Genomic DNA, 14467 nt, shown 5'->3' with positions numbered 1-14467 from the left:
GGTCCGGTCAGGCGTGGGCGGGGCAGGGGGTGGGGGCGAGGGCGGCCTGGGAGTCGCAGGTTTAAGTGGTTGGCCAGTGCGCAATCTGGGAGGCATGCGAACATCACCCCCCGCCCGGGACGGCTTACCTGCGCTCGTCCCCGCCGACCTTCCCGAACCACTGCCGCTGCGCCGGGTCCTGGGCCCCGGCGTGATCGCCGCGGGCGTCGGGCTCGCCTCCGGCGAGTTCGTGCTGTGGCCCTACATCTCCGCCAACGTGGGACTGATCTTCCTGTGGGCGGCGGTCGTCGGCGTGCTCTTCCAGTTCGTGATCAACATGGAGATCGAGCGCTACACCCTGGTCACCGGCGAGACCGCGCTCACCGGGTTCAGCCGGCTCTGGCGGCACTGGGGGCTGGTCTTCATCGTCCTCGCCATGCTGGCCAACATGTGGCCCGGATGGGCGACCAGCTCGGCGACCGTCCTGACGTACGCGATCGGCTGGGGTGACCCGGTGCCGTTCGCCATCGGCGAGCTGGTGCTGATCGGCGTCATCCTGACCATGGCGCCGTTCGTCTACCGGTGGGTCGAGCGCATCGAGTTCGTCAAGGTCGGGGCCGTCCTGGTGCTGATCAGCGGCGGGCTGGTGATCGCGCTCACGTCGGACAACCGCGGCGGACTGGACCGGGCCTTCACCGAGCCGGGCATCCCGCTGGAGCTCGGCGCGGCGCTCATCCTCGGCGCGCTCGCCTTCGCGGGCGGCGGCGGGGCGCAGAACCTCGTGCAGAGCAACTGGATCAGGGACAAGGGCCTCGGCATGGGCGGCAGGATGGCGAAACTCGTCTCCCCGGTCACCGGCGAACCCACGGTCACCCCCTCGACCGGCTACGTCTTCACCCCCGACGAGGCGAACCTCTCCCGCTGGCGGGCCTGGTGGAAGGTCGCCAACATCGAACAGCTCGTGTCGTTCGTGCTGATCACGGTGGTCACCATCACCGTGACGTCCATGCTGGCCAACGCCACCCTGGGCGGCCAGGACGTGGAGAACAACGTCGGCTTCCTCCAGGCGGAGGGCCAGGCGCTGAACGAGGGCACCGGCTGGTTCGGCACCTTCTTCTGGATCATCGGCGCCTACTCGCTGTTCGCCGCCGCCCTCGGCATCCTCGACTACATGGGCCGCCTGGTCTCCGACGCGCTCAAGGTCACCTACCTGGCGCACAGCACCCGGTGGACCGAGTCCGCGCTCTACGTCGCCGTGGTCTGGCTGCTGATCGCCGTCGGCACGGTTGTGCTGCTCGCCGGCTTCGACCAGCCGCTGGTCCTGCTGGTGACCTCCGCGGTGGTCGGCGGGTTCATGATGTTCCTCTACTCCGGCCTGCTCGTGATCCTCAACCGGCGGAAGCTGCCCAGCGCGGTCGCCGTGCGCGGGTGGCGGCTGGTCGGGCTGGTGCTGATCTTCGTCTTCTTCGGCTTCTTCTCCGCCCTCACCCTCGCCGACCAGCTCGGCCGGCTCTAGGACCATCTGCCGAGGCCGGGTCGGCCCAACGGCCCATGACCCGGCCCGGCGGCGCCCCGTAAGGTCCGACCATGACTTTGACGGCTGTTGAAGCGCCTCCGCGGATCTTCGGGAGAAGCCTGCGGGCGCTGAGCGTGGGGCTGACCGCGTTTATCGCGCTGGTGGCGTTCGAGTACCTGGCGGTCGCCACCGCCATGCCGGTGGTGGGCCGGGAACTGGACGGGATGGCGCTGTACGGCCTGGCGTTCAGCGGGGCCGCGGCGGCAGGCCTGATCGCCGGCGTGCTCGGCGGCAGGTGGAGCGACACCCGCGGCCCGGTCGCCCCGCTGTGGACCGGGGTGGCCGCCTTCATCGGGGGCCTCGTCGTCACCGGGACGGCGTCGTCGATGGAGGTGTTCGTCGCGGGCCGGTTCGTCCAGGGCTTCGGCGGCGGCCTTTTCCAGGTGGCGCTCTATGTGCTGATCGCCCGGGTCTATCCGGCCGAGATGCATCCCCGGGTCTTCTCGCTGACCTCCGCGGCCTGGGTGGTGCCGTCCATGGTGGGACCGGCCATCACCGGCGCGGTCACCGTGAGCCTCGGCTGGCGCTGGGTGTTCCTCGCGGTGCCGGTGCTCGCCCTCCCCGCCGCGCTGCTCATGTGGCGCGGGCTGGCCGCCGCCGGGCGGGCCGCCCTGAACCGGCAGGACGGCGAGCAGGACGAGGACACGGTACGGACGCCGATCCGCGCCCGCCTCGGCTGGGCCGTCGTCGCCGCCATGGGCGCGGCGCTCATGCAGTACGGCGGCGGCCTGCGCGAGGAGGGGCTGCCGCTGCTCGCCGCCGGCATTGTCGTGCTGGCCGTGGCGCTGCCGCGGCTGCTGCCCAGGGGCACGCTGCGCGCCGCCCGCGGGCTGCCCGCCGTCATCGCCCTGCGCGGTATCGTCGCGGGCGCCTTCATGGGCGCCGAGGTCCTGGTGCCGCTCATGCTGACCACCTTGCGCGGCCTGTCCGAGGGCGCGGCGGGCATTGTGCTCACCGGCGGCGCGCTCACCTGGTCGCTCGGCTCGTGGATCGCGGGCCGCAGAGAAGGCGACCGGGTCGTGGTGCTGCGCTCGGGCAGCGCGCTGATCGGCGCCGGGATCGTCGTGATGGCGCTCACCGCGTCGCCCGCCGTGCCGATCTGGCTCGCCTACCCCGCCTGGGCCGTCGCCGGGCTCGGCATCGGCCTGGTCTACCCGGTGCTCTCCGTCCTCGTCCTGGAACTGTCCGGCCCGGCGGAGAAGGGGGAGAACACCGCCTCCCTCGGCGTCGGCGAGTCCGTCTACACCGTCGTGGCCATCGCCGTCACCGGCGCCGCCCTGGCCGCCCTCGGCACGTCCATGCCGATCTTCGCGCTGTGCCTGGCCCTGCCGGTGCTCATGGCCCTGGCCGGGGTGCTGGTGGGGGGGCAGGGTACGGGCCCGGGCGTGAGGCGCCGTTTGGCGCAGACCGGTTCCGGTGGGCACCATGGGTACAGAAAGGCGTTCGCCGATCGTGTCATCAGGGGGTCCAGTGCCGCGCGTGCGGGAAATCGAGGTCTACAGGCTCGCCCTGCCGTACGGCAGGCGGCCGGAGAGCATCCTCGTCCGGCTGACCGACTACGGCGGGATGACCGGATGGGGCGAGGTCGTGGAGCCGCCGCTCCTCGAAAAGGTGTGGGCGGGGCTTGAGGAGGTCCTCGCCCCCGCGCTGATCGGCGTGGACTGGGAGCACCCCGACGAGCTGGGCGAGATTCCCGGCGGGAGCGCCGTCGACATGGCCTGCTGGGACCTGTGGGCGCGGATGCGCGGCGTCCCGCTGGCCCACGCGCTCGGCGGCAGCCGTACCTCGCTGACGGCGACGGTGCGGATCGGCGCGGAGCGGTCCCTGGAGAGCCTGGTCGCGCGGGTCAACCGGCAGGTGTGCGGCGGATACTCGCACGTCACGCTGGACGTGCAGCCCGGCTGGGACGTGGAGCCGGTGCGCGCGGTGCGCGCCGCCTACCCGGGGCTGGCGATCTCGCTCGACGCGCAGGGCGGCTACACCGACATGGAGGCGCTGATCGCCCTCGACTCCTACGGGATCGCGGTGATCGAGCGGCCCTTCGCGTCCGGTGACGTCGCCGGCCACGCGGAGTTGCAGGACCGGCTCTCCGCCGCGGTCGCGGTGGAGGTGCGGTCCGAGGACGATCTTGTGGACTATGTCACCGGTCACGCGGCCCGCGCGCTGCTGCTGCGCCCGTCGCACTTTTCCTCGCTGAGCCGGGTGCGGCGCACGCACGACCGCGCCGTCAGCGCCGGGTGGGACATCCTGTGCGCGGGCGGCCAGGGCACCGGCGTCGCCCGCGCGGCCACGGTCGCGGTCGCCAGCATGCCCGGCTGCACGCTGCCCTGCGACGTGACCCAGCCGCCGCGCAGCGCCCAGATCGTCACCCCGCCGGTCGGCGCCTCCGGCGGCGTCGTCGCGGTCCCGCTCACCCAGCCGGGCCTCGGCCACAGCATCGACGAGGCCAGGCTGGCCCGCCTGGCCAAGGCGTCCTTCCGAGCCTGAGCCGCCCGGGAACGCCGGCGGCGCGCCCTGGGGCCTCCGCCGGCGTGCTCAGGGCCGCGCCGGTGTGCTCGGGGCAGGACCGGTGTGGTGAGGCAGGCCGGTGGGGTCAGACGGGGCCGGTGTGGTGAGGCGGGCCGGTGGGGTCAGGCGGGGCCGCAGCCGGCGGTGAGGGAGGTGGCCGGGTCGGAGTCGGACGGCCTGGGCGTCGCGACGCGCGGCTTGGCCTTCGCCTTCGGCTTGCCCGTCGCGGTCGCGGTCGGCTCGGGCTCGCCGGTCGGCGCGGCGGTGGCGGCGGCCGGCCGGCTGGAGGTGGTGATCGCCTTCCTGGCGACGTTGCGGATCTTGGTCCAGTCGGGGTAGCCGGTGTTGATCAGCGGCGGCACGAACTGGACGCTCGTCACCTTGGCCTCCTTCACCTTGAGCGCCAGCGGCACCAGCGGCTCCAGCATGGACCGCGGGATGTCGGTGCGCAGCAGCTCCTTGGTCGCCAGGGCGACCTGGTTGAAGCGGGCCAGCACGGTGGCCGGGTCGGCCTGGTCCAGCAGCGCGCCGAGCACGCAGCGCTGGCGGCGCATGCGGGTGAAGTCATCGCTGAAGGTACGCGAGCGGGCGAACCACATCGCGTCCGCGCCCTTGAGCTTGCGGGTGCCGGCCTTGACGAGCCCCTCGTTGTACTTGCCGAAGACGACGTCCTGGTCCACGGTCACCGTCACGCCGCCGATCGCGTCGATCAGCCGGGCGAAGCCCCACATGTTCACCAGGGCGTACCAGTCGACCTTCACGCCGAGCGTGTAGCCGACGGTCTCCTTGAGCACCTTCGCGCCCTGGTTGTGCTTCCCGCCGAACAGCTCGGGATGGCTGTCGGCGTACTGCCACACGGCGAAGAGCAGGTCCTCGCGGCCGCCGCCGGGGTCCGGCGGCAGCCGGAAGCCGTCGGGGAACCGCGTGTGCATCGGGGTGCCGGGCGGGAAACGTACGTTCTCCAGGTTGCGGGGCAGGCTCAGCAGCACCGTGTTGCCGGTCTTGGCGTCGATGCTGGCCAGGTTGATGCTGTCGGTCCGCACGCCGGGGCGGTTGTCGTCGGCGTCGCCGCCGAGGAGCAGGATGTTCACCCGCTCCCGGCCGGCCCACGGATCCTCCGGCTGGGCCGCCGCCTGGTCCTCGGCGGGCGGCTGGTCGAAGACCTGGTCCAGGGTCCGCTGGGAGATCGTCACATACTGCGCGACCAGGCCGAACGGCAACGTCACCGCCACGGCCACCACGCCCGCCGTGACACCCGCCGCGATCTGGCCGCCCGCGGGAAGCGTGCCGGGCCGCAGCGCCACGAACGAGTGCACGATCACCCCGAACCACGCCAGGCCGAGCACCACCGAGGCGACCGTGATCGTGGTCAGCCAGGAGGAGGACGTGAGCCGCCCGAGCAGCTCGGCGTCCGCGGTGAGCCCGGTGACCGCCGCGGCGACGAGCAGCACCCCGTAGATCGCCAGGAGTGTGATCCCGGTCCGCCGCCAGCCCGCTCGCAGGTGGCCGGCTCCCGGCGCGACCGCCGACAGCAGGGTCCAACCGATGACCTCGCCGACGCCGGGCATACCCGATCGTCCTCGCACGCCTTCCCCGTCTCCCTCAAAGCGCCCCGCCGTTCCCGGCGTCGAGGAGGGATCGTAAGTGCGCTTCCCTTTCCCGGAGGCGAAGCCAACATGAATACCGCAGGAACACATATCATCACAACAGGTGCCAAACCTTCGGGAATACGATTCCGTCATGACTTCCATGGAGTCCGGGTACGGCGCCGCTGGTGGTGCGACCGCCTGCGCGCCGCACCGTCCCGCCCTGCCCAGCCCGCTCACCCACCCCGCCGCACCCCAGGTCAGAGCATGAACGACGTGCTCGGCCCGGACTACGAGGCCACCGTCCTGCACCTCCCCGCCGACGAGGAGGGCGAAGTGATCGCCACCCTGGTACGGCGGCGCGCGGCGGAACCCGGCGGGCAGGCCGTGCTCTACCTGCACGGTTTCACCGACTACTTCTTCCAGACCCACCTGGCCGACCACTTCGCCGCCCAGGGCGTCGACTTCTACGCGCTCGACCTGCGCAAATACGGCAGGTCCCTGCTGCCGCACCAGACCCCGGCGCTGGTGCGCAGCCTCACCGACCACTTCGCCGAGGTGGACGCGGCCGTGCGGATCATCCGTGAGGAGCACGGCCACCGGAGACTGACCCTCGTCGGCCACTCGACCGGCGGGCTGATCGCCGCGCTGTGGGCCGACCGGGTGCGCGGCACCGGGCGCGTCCAGGGCCTCATCCTGAACAGCCCCTTCCTCGACCTCAACACCTCGGCCTCCGCCCGCCTCGCCGCCGACCTGCTCAGGGTCCCGCTCGGCCGGGCGCCCGCCCGGGTCGCCCTGCGCCGCGGCACCTCCATCGCCTACGGCGCCAGCCTGCACCGCGACCACAGCGGCGAATGGGAGTACGACCTGACCTGGAAGCCGCTCGGCGGGTTCGCCGTGCACGTCGTCTGGCTGGCCGCGATCCGCCGGGCGCAACGGCGGCTGCACGCCGGGCTCGCGGTGGACGTCCCGGTCCTGGTGCTTTATGCGGACAAGGGGCTGCGGATGCGCGACTTCGCCCCGGACGCGCAGAGCGCCGACATCGTGCTCGACCCGGAGCAGATCGCCCGCTGGGCGACCAGGATCGGCGGCCACGTGACCGCGATACGCTTCCCCGGCGGCATGCACGACCTGGTGCTGTCGGCCGCGCCGGTGCGCAAACGCGTCTTCGCCGAGGTCGACCGCTGGATGGCTTACTACCAGGGCATGGCGAACAACCCGTAGTAGGCGGCCACCGCGAGGAGCAGGCCGGTGCCGCCGAGCACGCCGGCGATGCCCACGTGCTGCCAGCGGCTCGGCCGCCAGCCCTCACGCAGCCCGGACAGGACCGCGGCCACCGCCGTGACCTCCTGCACCAGCATCAGCACCGCGAGGACGCGCACGACCAGCCAGCCCGCCAGCACCGCCGGCCACGCCCCCGCCTGGTTGACCGAGAACAGCACCAGCACGGTGATGAACGCCACCACCGACACCAGCAGCCCGAGCCCGGTCCACGCCATGCGGCGCAGCCGGCGCCTGATCGGCGGCCACAGCCGGGCGTTGGTCTCCGCCTGCCCGGCCCGCCCGCGCAGCCGCATGTAGACCTCCGCGACCGGCGCGGCGACATACCCGACCGCGGCCAGGCACAGCGCGAGGCCCAGCACGGTGCCCCCCGCGTACCACGGGGCGGCCGGCACGTCGCTGGCCTGGAAGCGCTGCACCGGCGTGGCGCCCGCGATGCGCAGCGCCGCGGGCGGGCTCGCCGTATCCGGCAGGCCGTTGACCCAGTTGGCCAGGGTCTCCAGGTAGCCCGCCGCGTACGGCCCGCCCTTGACCCGCATGGCGTGGTCGGCGCCCTGGAGGAAGCGGATCGTGTAGGAGTCGTTGCCGCCGGCCGCGAGGGCCGAGATGAGCGTCTGGGTGCTCTCGACGAACGGGATGGAGGGGTCGGTGTTGCCGTAGAGCGACAGCACCGGCTGGTGGACGCCGCGCAGCGCGGGCTCCGGGTCGTACCGCAGGAAGTCGAAGCCCACCGCGCCCATCGCCCTGCTCAGCAGGTCGCGCACGCCGATCGGCGCGTAGAGCCGCAGCAACTGCTCGTTGAGCGCCCAGGCGACCTGTCGCATCGGGGAGACGTTGGGCGCCGACACCATGACCGTGAACCCGACGTCGGCGCTCCGCGCGGCCGCGATCGGCACCACCCAGGTGCCCTCGCTGACCCCCCACAGCCCGGTGCGGGTCAGGTCGACATCCGGCCGGGAGCGCAGATAGTCGATCATGTGCAGCGCGTCCTCGGCGAGGAGCCCGAAGTCGCGGCTGCGGAAGGAGTAACCGACCGAGCGCTTGTCGTAGGTCAGTGTGACGATGCCCGCCCTGGCCAGCCGGTCGGCCGCGGTGGTGAACTCGCCACGCTCGCTCGACCCCGACCCGTGCACGAAGACCATCGCCGGGTACCGCCCCGGCGCCGCCGGAGCCCGCACGGTGGCCGGCAGGTCGGCGCCCCGCGCGGGGACGACCAGCTCCTCGCTGGTGATCGGCGTCGGCGCGGGCAGCGCCGCCAGCTCGCCCGCCGGTTGGGCTGGCAACGCGTGCAGCGCGGCCTGCATTTTCAACGGCGGCGGGTCGAACGCCGGTGGCAGGGCATAACCCATCGTGGCGAGAATCGCCAGAACCAACCCGGCGGCCACGCCCAGGGTGCCCCGCCCAGCGTGCATGCGAACCGCTCCCCGAATCCTCGTCCGGCTTTCGCGACGGCCCTGCCTTTACTATTCCCTTAGGATTTGCAGACTACTCTCTTATGTCGCGGGTGCCGCTGTTGTCATTGCGGCGGAATTTGTCACTGGGACCTGTTAGCTTCCTGCGACATGCGGGTCTTGCACACCTCCGACTGGCACCTCGGCCGGTCCTTCCACCGGGAGAGCCTCCTGGCCGCCCAGGAGGCGTTCGTGGACCACCTCGTCGAGACGGTCCGCGCCGAGAAGGTCGACGTCGTCGCCGTCGCCGGAGACGTCTACGACCGGGCGCTGCCGCCGGTGGACGCGGTCGCCCTGTGCAACGACGCACTGCGCCGGCTCGTCTCCGCGGGGGCGCGGGTGGTGCTCATCAGCGGCAACCACGACTCGGCCCGCCGCCTCGGCTTCGGCGCCGACCTGATCGAGGCGGGCGGGGTGCACCTGCGCACCGATCCCGCCGCGGTCGCCCGGCCGGTGCTCGTGGCGGGCGTCGCGTTCTACGGCATCCCCTACCTGGAGCCCGAGCTCGTCCGCGGCCCCTGGGAGCTGGCCGAGCGCAGCCACAGCGCCGCCATCGGCCACGCCATGTCCCTGATCAGGGCCGACGTCGCGTGGCGGGGCGGCGCGGCGGTGGTGCTCGCGCACGCGTTCGTCACCGGCGGCGAGGCCAGCGACAGCGAGCGCGACATCAGCGTCGGCGGCGTCGCCCACGTGCCCGTCACCGCGTTCGAGGGCGTCGGCTACGTCGCGCTCGGCCACCTGCACGGCCGCCAGCGCATGAGTGACACCGTGCGCTATTCGGGCTCCCCGCTGGCCTACTCCTTCTCCGAGGCCGATCACCTGAAGGGCTCGTGGCTGGTGGACCTCTCGCCGGACCGTCCGGAGGGCCCGCTCGGCGCCGAGTTCGTGCCCGCGCCGGTGCCCCGCCCGCTGGCCCGGCTGCGCGGCCCGATCGACGAGTTGCTCACCTCCCCCCGGTTCGACTCGCGCACCGATCACTGGCTCCGGGTGACGCTGACCGACCCGGTCCGCCCCAAGGGGGCCATGGAGCGGCTGCGCGCCCGCTTCCCGCACACGCTCAGCCTCGCCTTCGACCCCGAGGGCGGCCACGACCGCGCCGTCTCCAGGCCGCGCCTGGCCGGGCGCCCCGAGATCGACGTGGCCCTCGACTTCGTCCGCGAGGTGCGCGGCGAGGCGGCCGACGACGAGGAGCGGCGGCTGCTCGGCCAGGCCATCGAGGCGTGCCGGGTGAAGGAGTCGATGGCTTAGATGCGCCTGCACCGCCTCACCCTGACCGCCTTCGGGTCCTTCCCCGGCGAGGAGACCGTCGACTTCGACACCCTCACCGAGGCCGGCCTGTTCCTCATCCACGGCCCCACCGGCGCGGGCAAGACCACCGTCCTCGACGCGGTGTGCTACGCCCTCTACGGCAGCGTCCCCGGCCAGCGCGACAACGCCAAGAGCCTGCGCTGCGACCACGCCCCGCCCGGCCGCGGCCCGCTCGTCGTGCTGGAGACCACCGTGCGCGGGCGCCGCCTGCGCATCACCCGTTCCCCGGTGTGGCACCGCCCCAAGCTCCGCGGCGAGGGCCTCATCGAGGAGAAGTCCAAGACCCTGGTCGAGGAGCTGGCGCCGTCCGGCGAGTGGACCTTCCTGTCCAGCCGCGCCGACGAGGCCGGCGACCTCATCGGCGGCCTCCTCGGGATGAACGCGGGCCAGTTCCAGCAGGTCGCCATGCTTCCCCAGGGGGATTTCGCCCGCTTCCTACGCGCCGACGGCGACAAGCGCCGCGAGCTGCTGGAGCGGCTGTTCTCCGTCAAGCTCTTCGGCGAGGTCGAGCGCTGGATGGCCGACCTGCGCACCCAGACCTGGCGCGAACACCAGGAGCTACGCCAGTCCGTCGACTCCGTCACCGACCGCATGCACGGCGCCGCCGGCCCCATCCTCACCACCCCCACCGCAGAGCTCGCCGACGTTTCCGACGGTCTTCCGGGGGACATCGGCTCCTCCGGGGTCGCCGGTCCTTCCGAGGGTGCTTCCTCCTCGTCGGTTGCCGATGCATCCGTGGTCGGCGGTTCCTCTGCCGTCACCGGTTCCGCTTTGGCCGCTGGTGCGTCCGGGGGCAGCGGGTCCTTTGGAGACGGCGGGTCCGTCGGGGATGGCGGGTCGGTCGGAGGCAGCGGGTCGCTCGGGGGCGGTGGGTCGGCTGGGGAGTTCGGCCGGTCGGAGGGGGCGGACGGGCATCCTGCCGGGCGGGAGGACGCGCTGTTCGAGCTGGACCTGCTTTCCGGCGGAGCGGCGGCGGGGGACGACGGAGCGCGGCCCGGTGGGCACCTGCCCCTTCGCGCCGGGCAGGGGCAGGTGTCGCCTACGTCCGGTTCCCCGCAAGGTCCGGGGCAGCCCGGCGGTCCGGCCGCGTTGCCCGATCCGGGTGAGGAACCGGCCGAGTGGGCGCGCGCGGTGCTGCTCCTCGCCGGAGAGGTGTCCGCCCGCGCCGAGGAGTCCTGTACGGCGAGCGGCGCCGTGCTGCGAGATGCCAGGGGAGCGCTGGAGGAAGGCCGGGCCCTCGCCGACCGGCGCCACCGCCACGCCGAGGCGCTCGCCCGCCGTGCCGAGCTCGACGCCACCGCCGAGGAGCGCGCCGACCTGGACACGCTCCTCGACGAGGCCGTCCGCGCCGACCGCGTGCTGCCGCTGATCCAACTGGCACAGCAACGCGCCGAAGCGGCGGCCAAGGCGGGCGGCATCGCCGCCGACGCCCTGTCCCGCGCCCTCCACCTGCTCCCACCGGACGAACTCCCCCCTCCGGCCCCTGACGCTCCGCGTCCGGCGCACGACGAGGTTCCGGCGCACGGCGAAGCTCCGCGTCCGGCGCATGGCGAGGTTCCAGCGCACGGCGAGGCCCTGCGTTCGGCGCCTGGCGAGGTTCCAGAGCAAGGCGGGGGTCCGCGCCCGGCACCCGACGAGGCTCCGGCGCACGGCGGGGTTCCAGGGCATGGCGAGGCTTCGGGGCTGGCGCTCGGCGGGGTTTCGGGTTCGGCGCGTGTGCGGGGTGACGCCGGGGCGGCGGGCTTCGCGCAGGGTGGGGTGGCGGCCGAGCCGGAGGCGCTGGCGGATTTGGAGCGGCGGCGGCGGGACGAGATCGCGCGGCTGTCGGAGTTGCGGGCCGACGAGGAGCGCCGGTCCCGCCTGGAGGAGGAACTCGAGCAGGAGGAACAGGGGCTGGCCGCGCTCGCCGTACGGGAGACCGCGGTGGCGGAGCGGCTGGCCGTACTGCCTGAGCGGTACCGGCAGGCCGAGGAGCGGCGGGAGGCCGCCGCCCGCGCGGTCGCGAGCATACCCGCGGCCGAGGCCGCCAGGGAGTCCGCCGCGAAGTCCCGCACGGCCGTCCGCCGCCGCGACTCCCTCGCGACCGACCTCGCCGGCGCGCACACCACGTTCACCCGCACCCTGCACGACCTGCCCGTCCCTCCCCCCGCAGACGGCGGGCCGGGGCGGGAAGGGTTGCGGGAGGTTCGGGAGTGGTGCGCCGGGGTTGAGCGGGGGTTGCGGGACGAACTGGCCGGGCTGGAGTCGTTGCGGGCCGAGGAGGGGCGGCTGGCGGAGGTACGGGAGCTGCTGGCCGCGGCCGGGGAGGAGATCGCGGGGCTGGCGGAGCGGGAGGCGGCGGCGCGGGCGGCGGCGGCCGAGCTGCCGGGCCGGGTGAGTGATATCGCCGGGCGGCTGGCGGCGCTCAGGAGCGAGACCGCGGCCGTCCCGGCGGCCGAGGCGGCCCGCCAGGCCGCCGCGGGCAGGCTTGAGGCGGCCGGCGCACGTGACGCGCTCACCGGCGAGCTCCAGGCCGCGGACCAGGCCCGGCGCGAGAGCACCGACCGGGCGCAGGAGCTTCGCGAGCGCCTGCTCGCCGTCCGCCAGGCCCGCATCGAGGGCATGGCGGCGGAGCTGGCCTGCGGCCTGGTCGCCGGTGAGCCGTGTGCCGTCTGCGGCTCCGCCCACCACCCGGCGCCCGCCTCACCCGCCGAGCACGTCTCGATCGCCGACGAGGAGGCGGAGGCGGAGTCCGCCTATCAGGCCGCGCAGGAGGAACGGCAGGCCGCCGAGAGTCTCGCCGCCGTGCTGGCCACCAGGCTGCAGGACGCCGAGGACCGCGCCGAGGGCCTCGGCGCCGCGCAGGCCGCCGCCGCCCTGGCCGCCGCCGACGACGACCTGGCCAGGCTCACCGCGCTCGCCGAGCAGGAGGCGGGTGTCGAGGCCGAGGCGGAGCGCGCCGAACGCGAGCTGGAGCAGGCACGCGACCTGCTCGCCGAGGTGGACCGCGCGCTCGCCGAGCACACCGCCCGCCGCGCTGAGCTGGACGCCGAGGCCGCCCGCCTGGCCCGTCGCCTGGAGGAGGCGAGAGGGTCCGACGAGACGGTCCAGGCCCGGCGCGACCGCCTCACCCGTGAGGCCGGGCTCGTCGCCGCCGCCGCTGCCGCCGCCGCCAGGGTCGCCGAGATCGCCGCCGCGCACGAGGAGGCGAGCGCGGCGATCCCGCCCGGCGAGACGGCCGGACACGCGGAGACGGCGCTCCAGGCGGCCGAAGAGGCCCTGACCCGGCTGCGGGAGATCGCGGCCGAGGAGCCGGCGCTCGCCGCCGAGGCCGTACGGCTGGCCGCCGAGCTCGCCGCCTCGGAGGCCGAGAGCCGGACGATCGACCGCGCGCTGGCCGCCCGCCGTACCCGCAGAGACCAGCTCACCGAGGAGGCCGGGCGGCTGGCGTCGCGCCTGGACCGGGCCAGGGGCGCAGACCCCACGCTGACCGCCCGGCTCGACCGGCTCGCCGACGAGGCGGCGCTGCTGCTCGACGCCGCGGAGACCGGCCGCCACGCGCGATCCGCCGGGGAGGAGGCGAAGGCCGCGCGCGCGGAGTCCGAGACGGCCGCGGCCGAGGCCGGGTTCGCCGGGGTCGAGGAGACCGCAGCCGCCTTCCGGCCCGCCGACGTCCGCGCGGCCATGGCCGAACGGGTCCGGGCGCTCGACGCCGAGGCCGCCGCGGTCTCCGCCCTGCTCGCCGACCCCGAACTGGTCGCCGCCGCCGCCGCGCCCCCGCCCGACCTGCCCGCCCTGGAACACCGGCACGACGAGGCCGAGCGCGCGCACGCCGCCCGCACCTCGCGGCGCGACCAGGCGCGCGACCGCCGCGAGCAGCTCGCCGGCCTGGCCGCCGAGCTGGACACCCGGCTGGCCGAGTGGCGGCCGGTCAGCGAACGGCACGCGCTCGTCCGCCGGCTGGCCGAGCTGGTGAGCGGCACGTCCTCCGACAACACCCTGGACATGCGCCTGTCTTCCTACGTACTGGGCGAGCGGCTCCGGCAGGTCGTTGACATGGCCAACGAACGGCTCGACCACATGTCCGGCGGGCGTTACCTGCTGCGGCACGACATGGCGAAGGTTGCGGGAAGCCGGAAACGTTCCGGCGGCGGGCTCGGGCTGAAGATCCTCGACGGCTGGACCGGGGTGGAGCGCGACCCCGCCACCCTCTCCGGCGGAGAGAGCTTCGTCACCTCCCTGGCCCTCGCCCTCGGCCTGGCCGACGTCGTGACGGCCGAGTCCGGCGGCGCCGAGATCGGCACGCTCTTCGTCGACGAGGGCTTCGGCACCCTGGACGAGGACACCCTTGACGGCGTCCTCGACATCCTGGACGGCCTGCGCGACGGCGGCAGAGCGGTCGGCATCGTCAGCCACGTGGCCGAACTCCGCACCCGCATCCCCACCCACCTCACCGTCGCCAAAGGCCGCTCCGGCTCCACCCTGTCGGTCGCCGCCAGAGGCTGATCACTCCCCGCGTTCGATCCGCGGCGGGGAGCAGGATCGGACGGGCGAGGCCGGGGTTCTGCCGCTTCCGGCACGTTCGTCTATGTGTGGCATCGATTGCCCATGTAGCGCGGCGTCGCTTGTCATGTTCGTCCACGTGTGAGGTCGTTTGTCATGTTTGTCGATGTGTGGTGTTACGTCTGGTAATCGGTGTATGCCCGGTGGCAGTTGCGGTGGTGGGGGACGCTGTCGCTGAGCTGGCCTTTCGACTTGCCGTGCCTGCCGGGCCATCGACTTGCCGTGCCTGCCGGGCC

The 14467-nt window shown here is 73.8% G+C and carries 8 protein-coding genes; 6 read left to right on the top strand and 2 right to left on the bottom strand.

Annotation, left to right across the window (positions count from 1 at the left end; genetic code table 11):
- The first annotated feature begins 94 nt into the window (after positions 1-94).
- The 3 genes from QSK26_RS34255 to QSK26_RS34245 all read left to right on the top strand — a co-directional run bounded on the left by QSK26_RS34255 (position 95) and on the right by QSK26_RS34245 (position 4042).
- Positions 95-1495 carry an Nramp family divalent metal transporter gene (locus QSK26_RS34255; protein ID WP_285779473.1) on the top strand — a complete coding sequence of 467 codons (1401 nt, stop codon included), beginning with the start codon at positions 95-97 and terminating at the stop codon, positions 1493-1495.
- A 71-nt stretch (positions 1496-1566) separates the two neighbouring features.
- Positions 1567-3183 carry an MFS transporter gene (locus QSK26_RS34250; RefSeq protein ID WP_285779472.1) on the top strand — a complete coding sequence of 539 codons (1617 nt, stop codon included), beginning with the start codon at positions 1567-1569 and terminating at the stop codon, positions 3181-3183.
- Positions 3065-4042 (top strand): enolase C-terminal domain-like protein, encoded by a 978-nt coding sequence (locus tag QSK26_RS34245; protein ID WP_285779538.1) that lies wholly within the window; start codon positions 3065-3067, stop codon positions 4040-4042. Before QSK26_RS34250 ends, QSK26_RS34245 begins: the two co-directional genes overlap by 119 nt.
- A gap of 143 nt (positions 4043-4185) precedes the next feature.
- Here the strand turns inward: QSK26_RS34245 and QSK26_RS34240 are convergent, their stop codons facing one another.
- Positions 4186-5631 carry an LCP family protein gene (locus tag QSK26_RS34240; protein WP_285779471.1) on the bottom strand — a complete coding sequence of 482 codons (1446 nt, stop codon included), beginning with the start codon at positions 5629-5631 and terminating at the stop codon, positions 4186-4188.
- Positions 5632-5916: 285 nt separating this feature from the next.
- Between QSK26_RS34240 and QSK26_RS34235 the strand changes: the two genes are divergently transcribed.
- Positions 5917-6873: an alpha/beta hydrolase gene (locus tag QSK26_RS34235; RefSeq protein WP_285779470.1), complete on the top strand. Its 957-nt coding sequence runs from the start codon at positions 5917-5919 to the stop codon at positions 6871-6873.
- Here the strand turns inward: QSK26_RS34235 and QSK26_RS34230 are convergent.
- A complete protein-coding gene (locus QSK26_RS34230) occupies positions 6846-8342 on the bottom strand; it encodes an alpha/beta hydrolase family protein (protein ID WP_285779469.1) in 1497 nt (498 codons plus the stop codon). The two genes, QSK26_RS34235 and QSK26_RS34230, sit on opposite strands and share 28 nt — an antisense overlap.
- Positions 8343-8492: 150 nt before the next feature.
- Here QSK26_RS34230 and QSK26_RS34225 point away from each other — a divergent pair, with 150 nt between their 5' ends.
- On the top strand, positions 8493-9629 hold the full coding sequence (locus QSK26_RS34225; RefSeq protein ID WP_285779468.1) for an exonuclease SbcCD subunit D: 1137 nt from the start codon (positions 8493-8495) through the stop codon (positions 9627-9629).
- Positions 9630-14174 (top strand): AAA family ATPase, encoded by a 4545-nt coding sequence (locus QSK26_RS34220; protein ID WP_285779467.1) that lies wholly within the window; start codon positions 9630-9632, stop codon positions 14172-14174. It abuts the gene before it with no gap.
- Positions 14175-14467: the final 293 nt, after the last annotated feature.

This window comes from Microtetraspora sp. NBRC 13810, assembly GCF_030268685.1.
GTDB lineage: Bacteria > Actinomycetota > Actinomycetes > Streptosporangiales > Streptosporangiaceae > BSRQ01.
This window is presented reverse-complemented; position numbering and strand designations above follow the sequence as displayed.

Bases quoted from the DNA above. Each gene is read 5' to 3' on its own strand.
- QSK26_RS34255 (WP_285779473.1), top strand. From the start codon at position 95: ATGCGAACATCACCCCCCGCCCGGGACGGCTTACCTGCGCTCGTCCCC.
- QSK26_RS34240 (WP_285779471.1), bottom strand. From the start codon at position 5,631: ATGCCCGGCGTCGGCGAGGTCATCGGTTGGACCCTGCTGTCGGCGGTC.
- QSK26_RS34250 (WP_285779472.1), top strand. From the start codon at position 1,567: ATGACTTTGACGGCTGTTGAAGCGCCTCCGCGGATCTTCGGGAGAAGC.
- QSK26_RS34225 (WP_285779468.1), top strand. From the start codon at position 8,493: ATGCGGGTCTTGCACACCTCCGACTGGCACCTCGGCCGGTCCTTCCAC.
- QSK26_RS34230 (WP_285779469.1), bottom strand. From the start codon at position 8,342: ATGCACGCTGGGCGGGGCACCCTGGGCGTGGCCGCCGGGTTGGTTCTG.
- QSK26_RS34220 (WP_285779467.1), top strand. From the start codon at position 9,630: ATGCGCCTGCACCGCCTCACCCTGACCGCCTTCGGGTCCTTCCCCGGC.
- QSK26_RS34235 (WP_285779470.1), top strand. From the start codon at position 5,917: ATGAACGACGTGCTCGGCCCGGACTACGAGGCCACCGTCCTGCACCTC.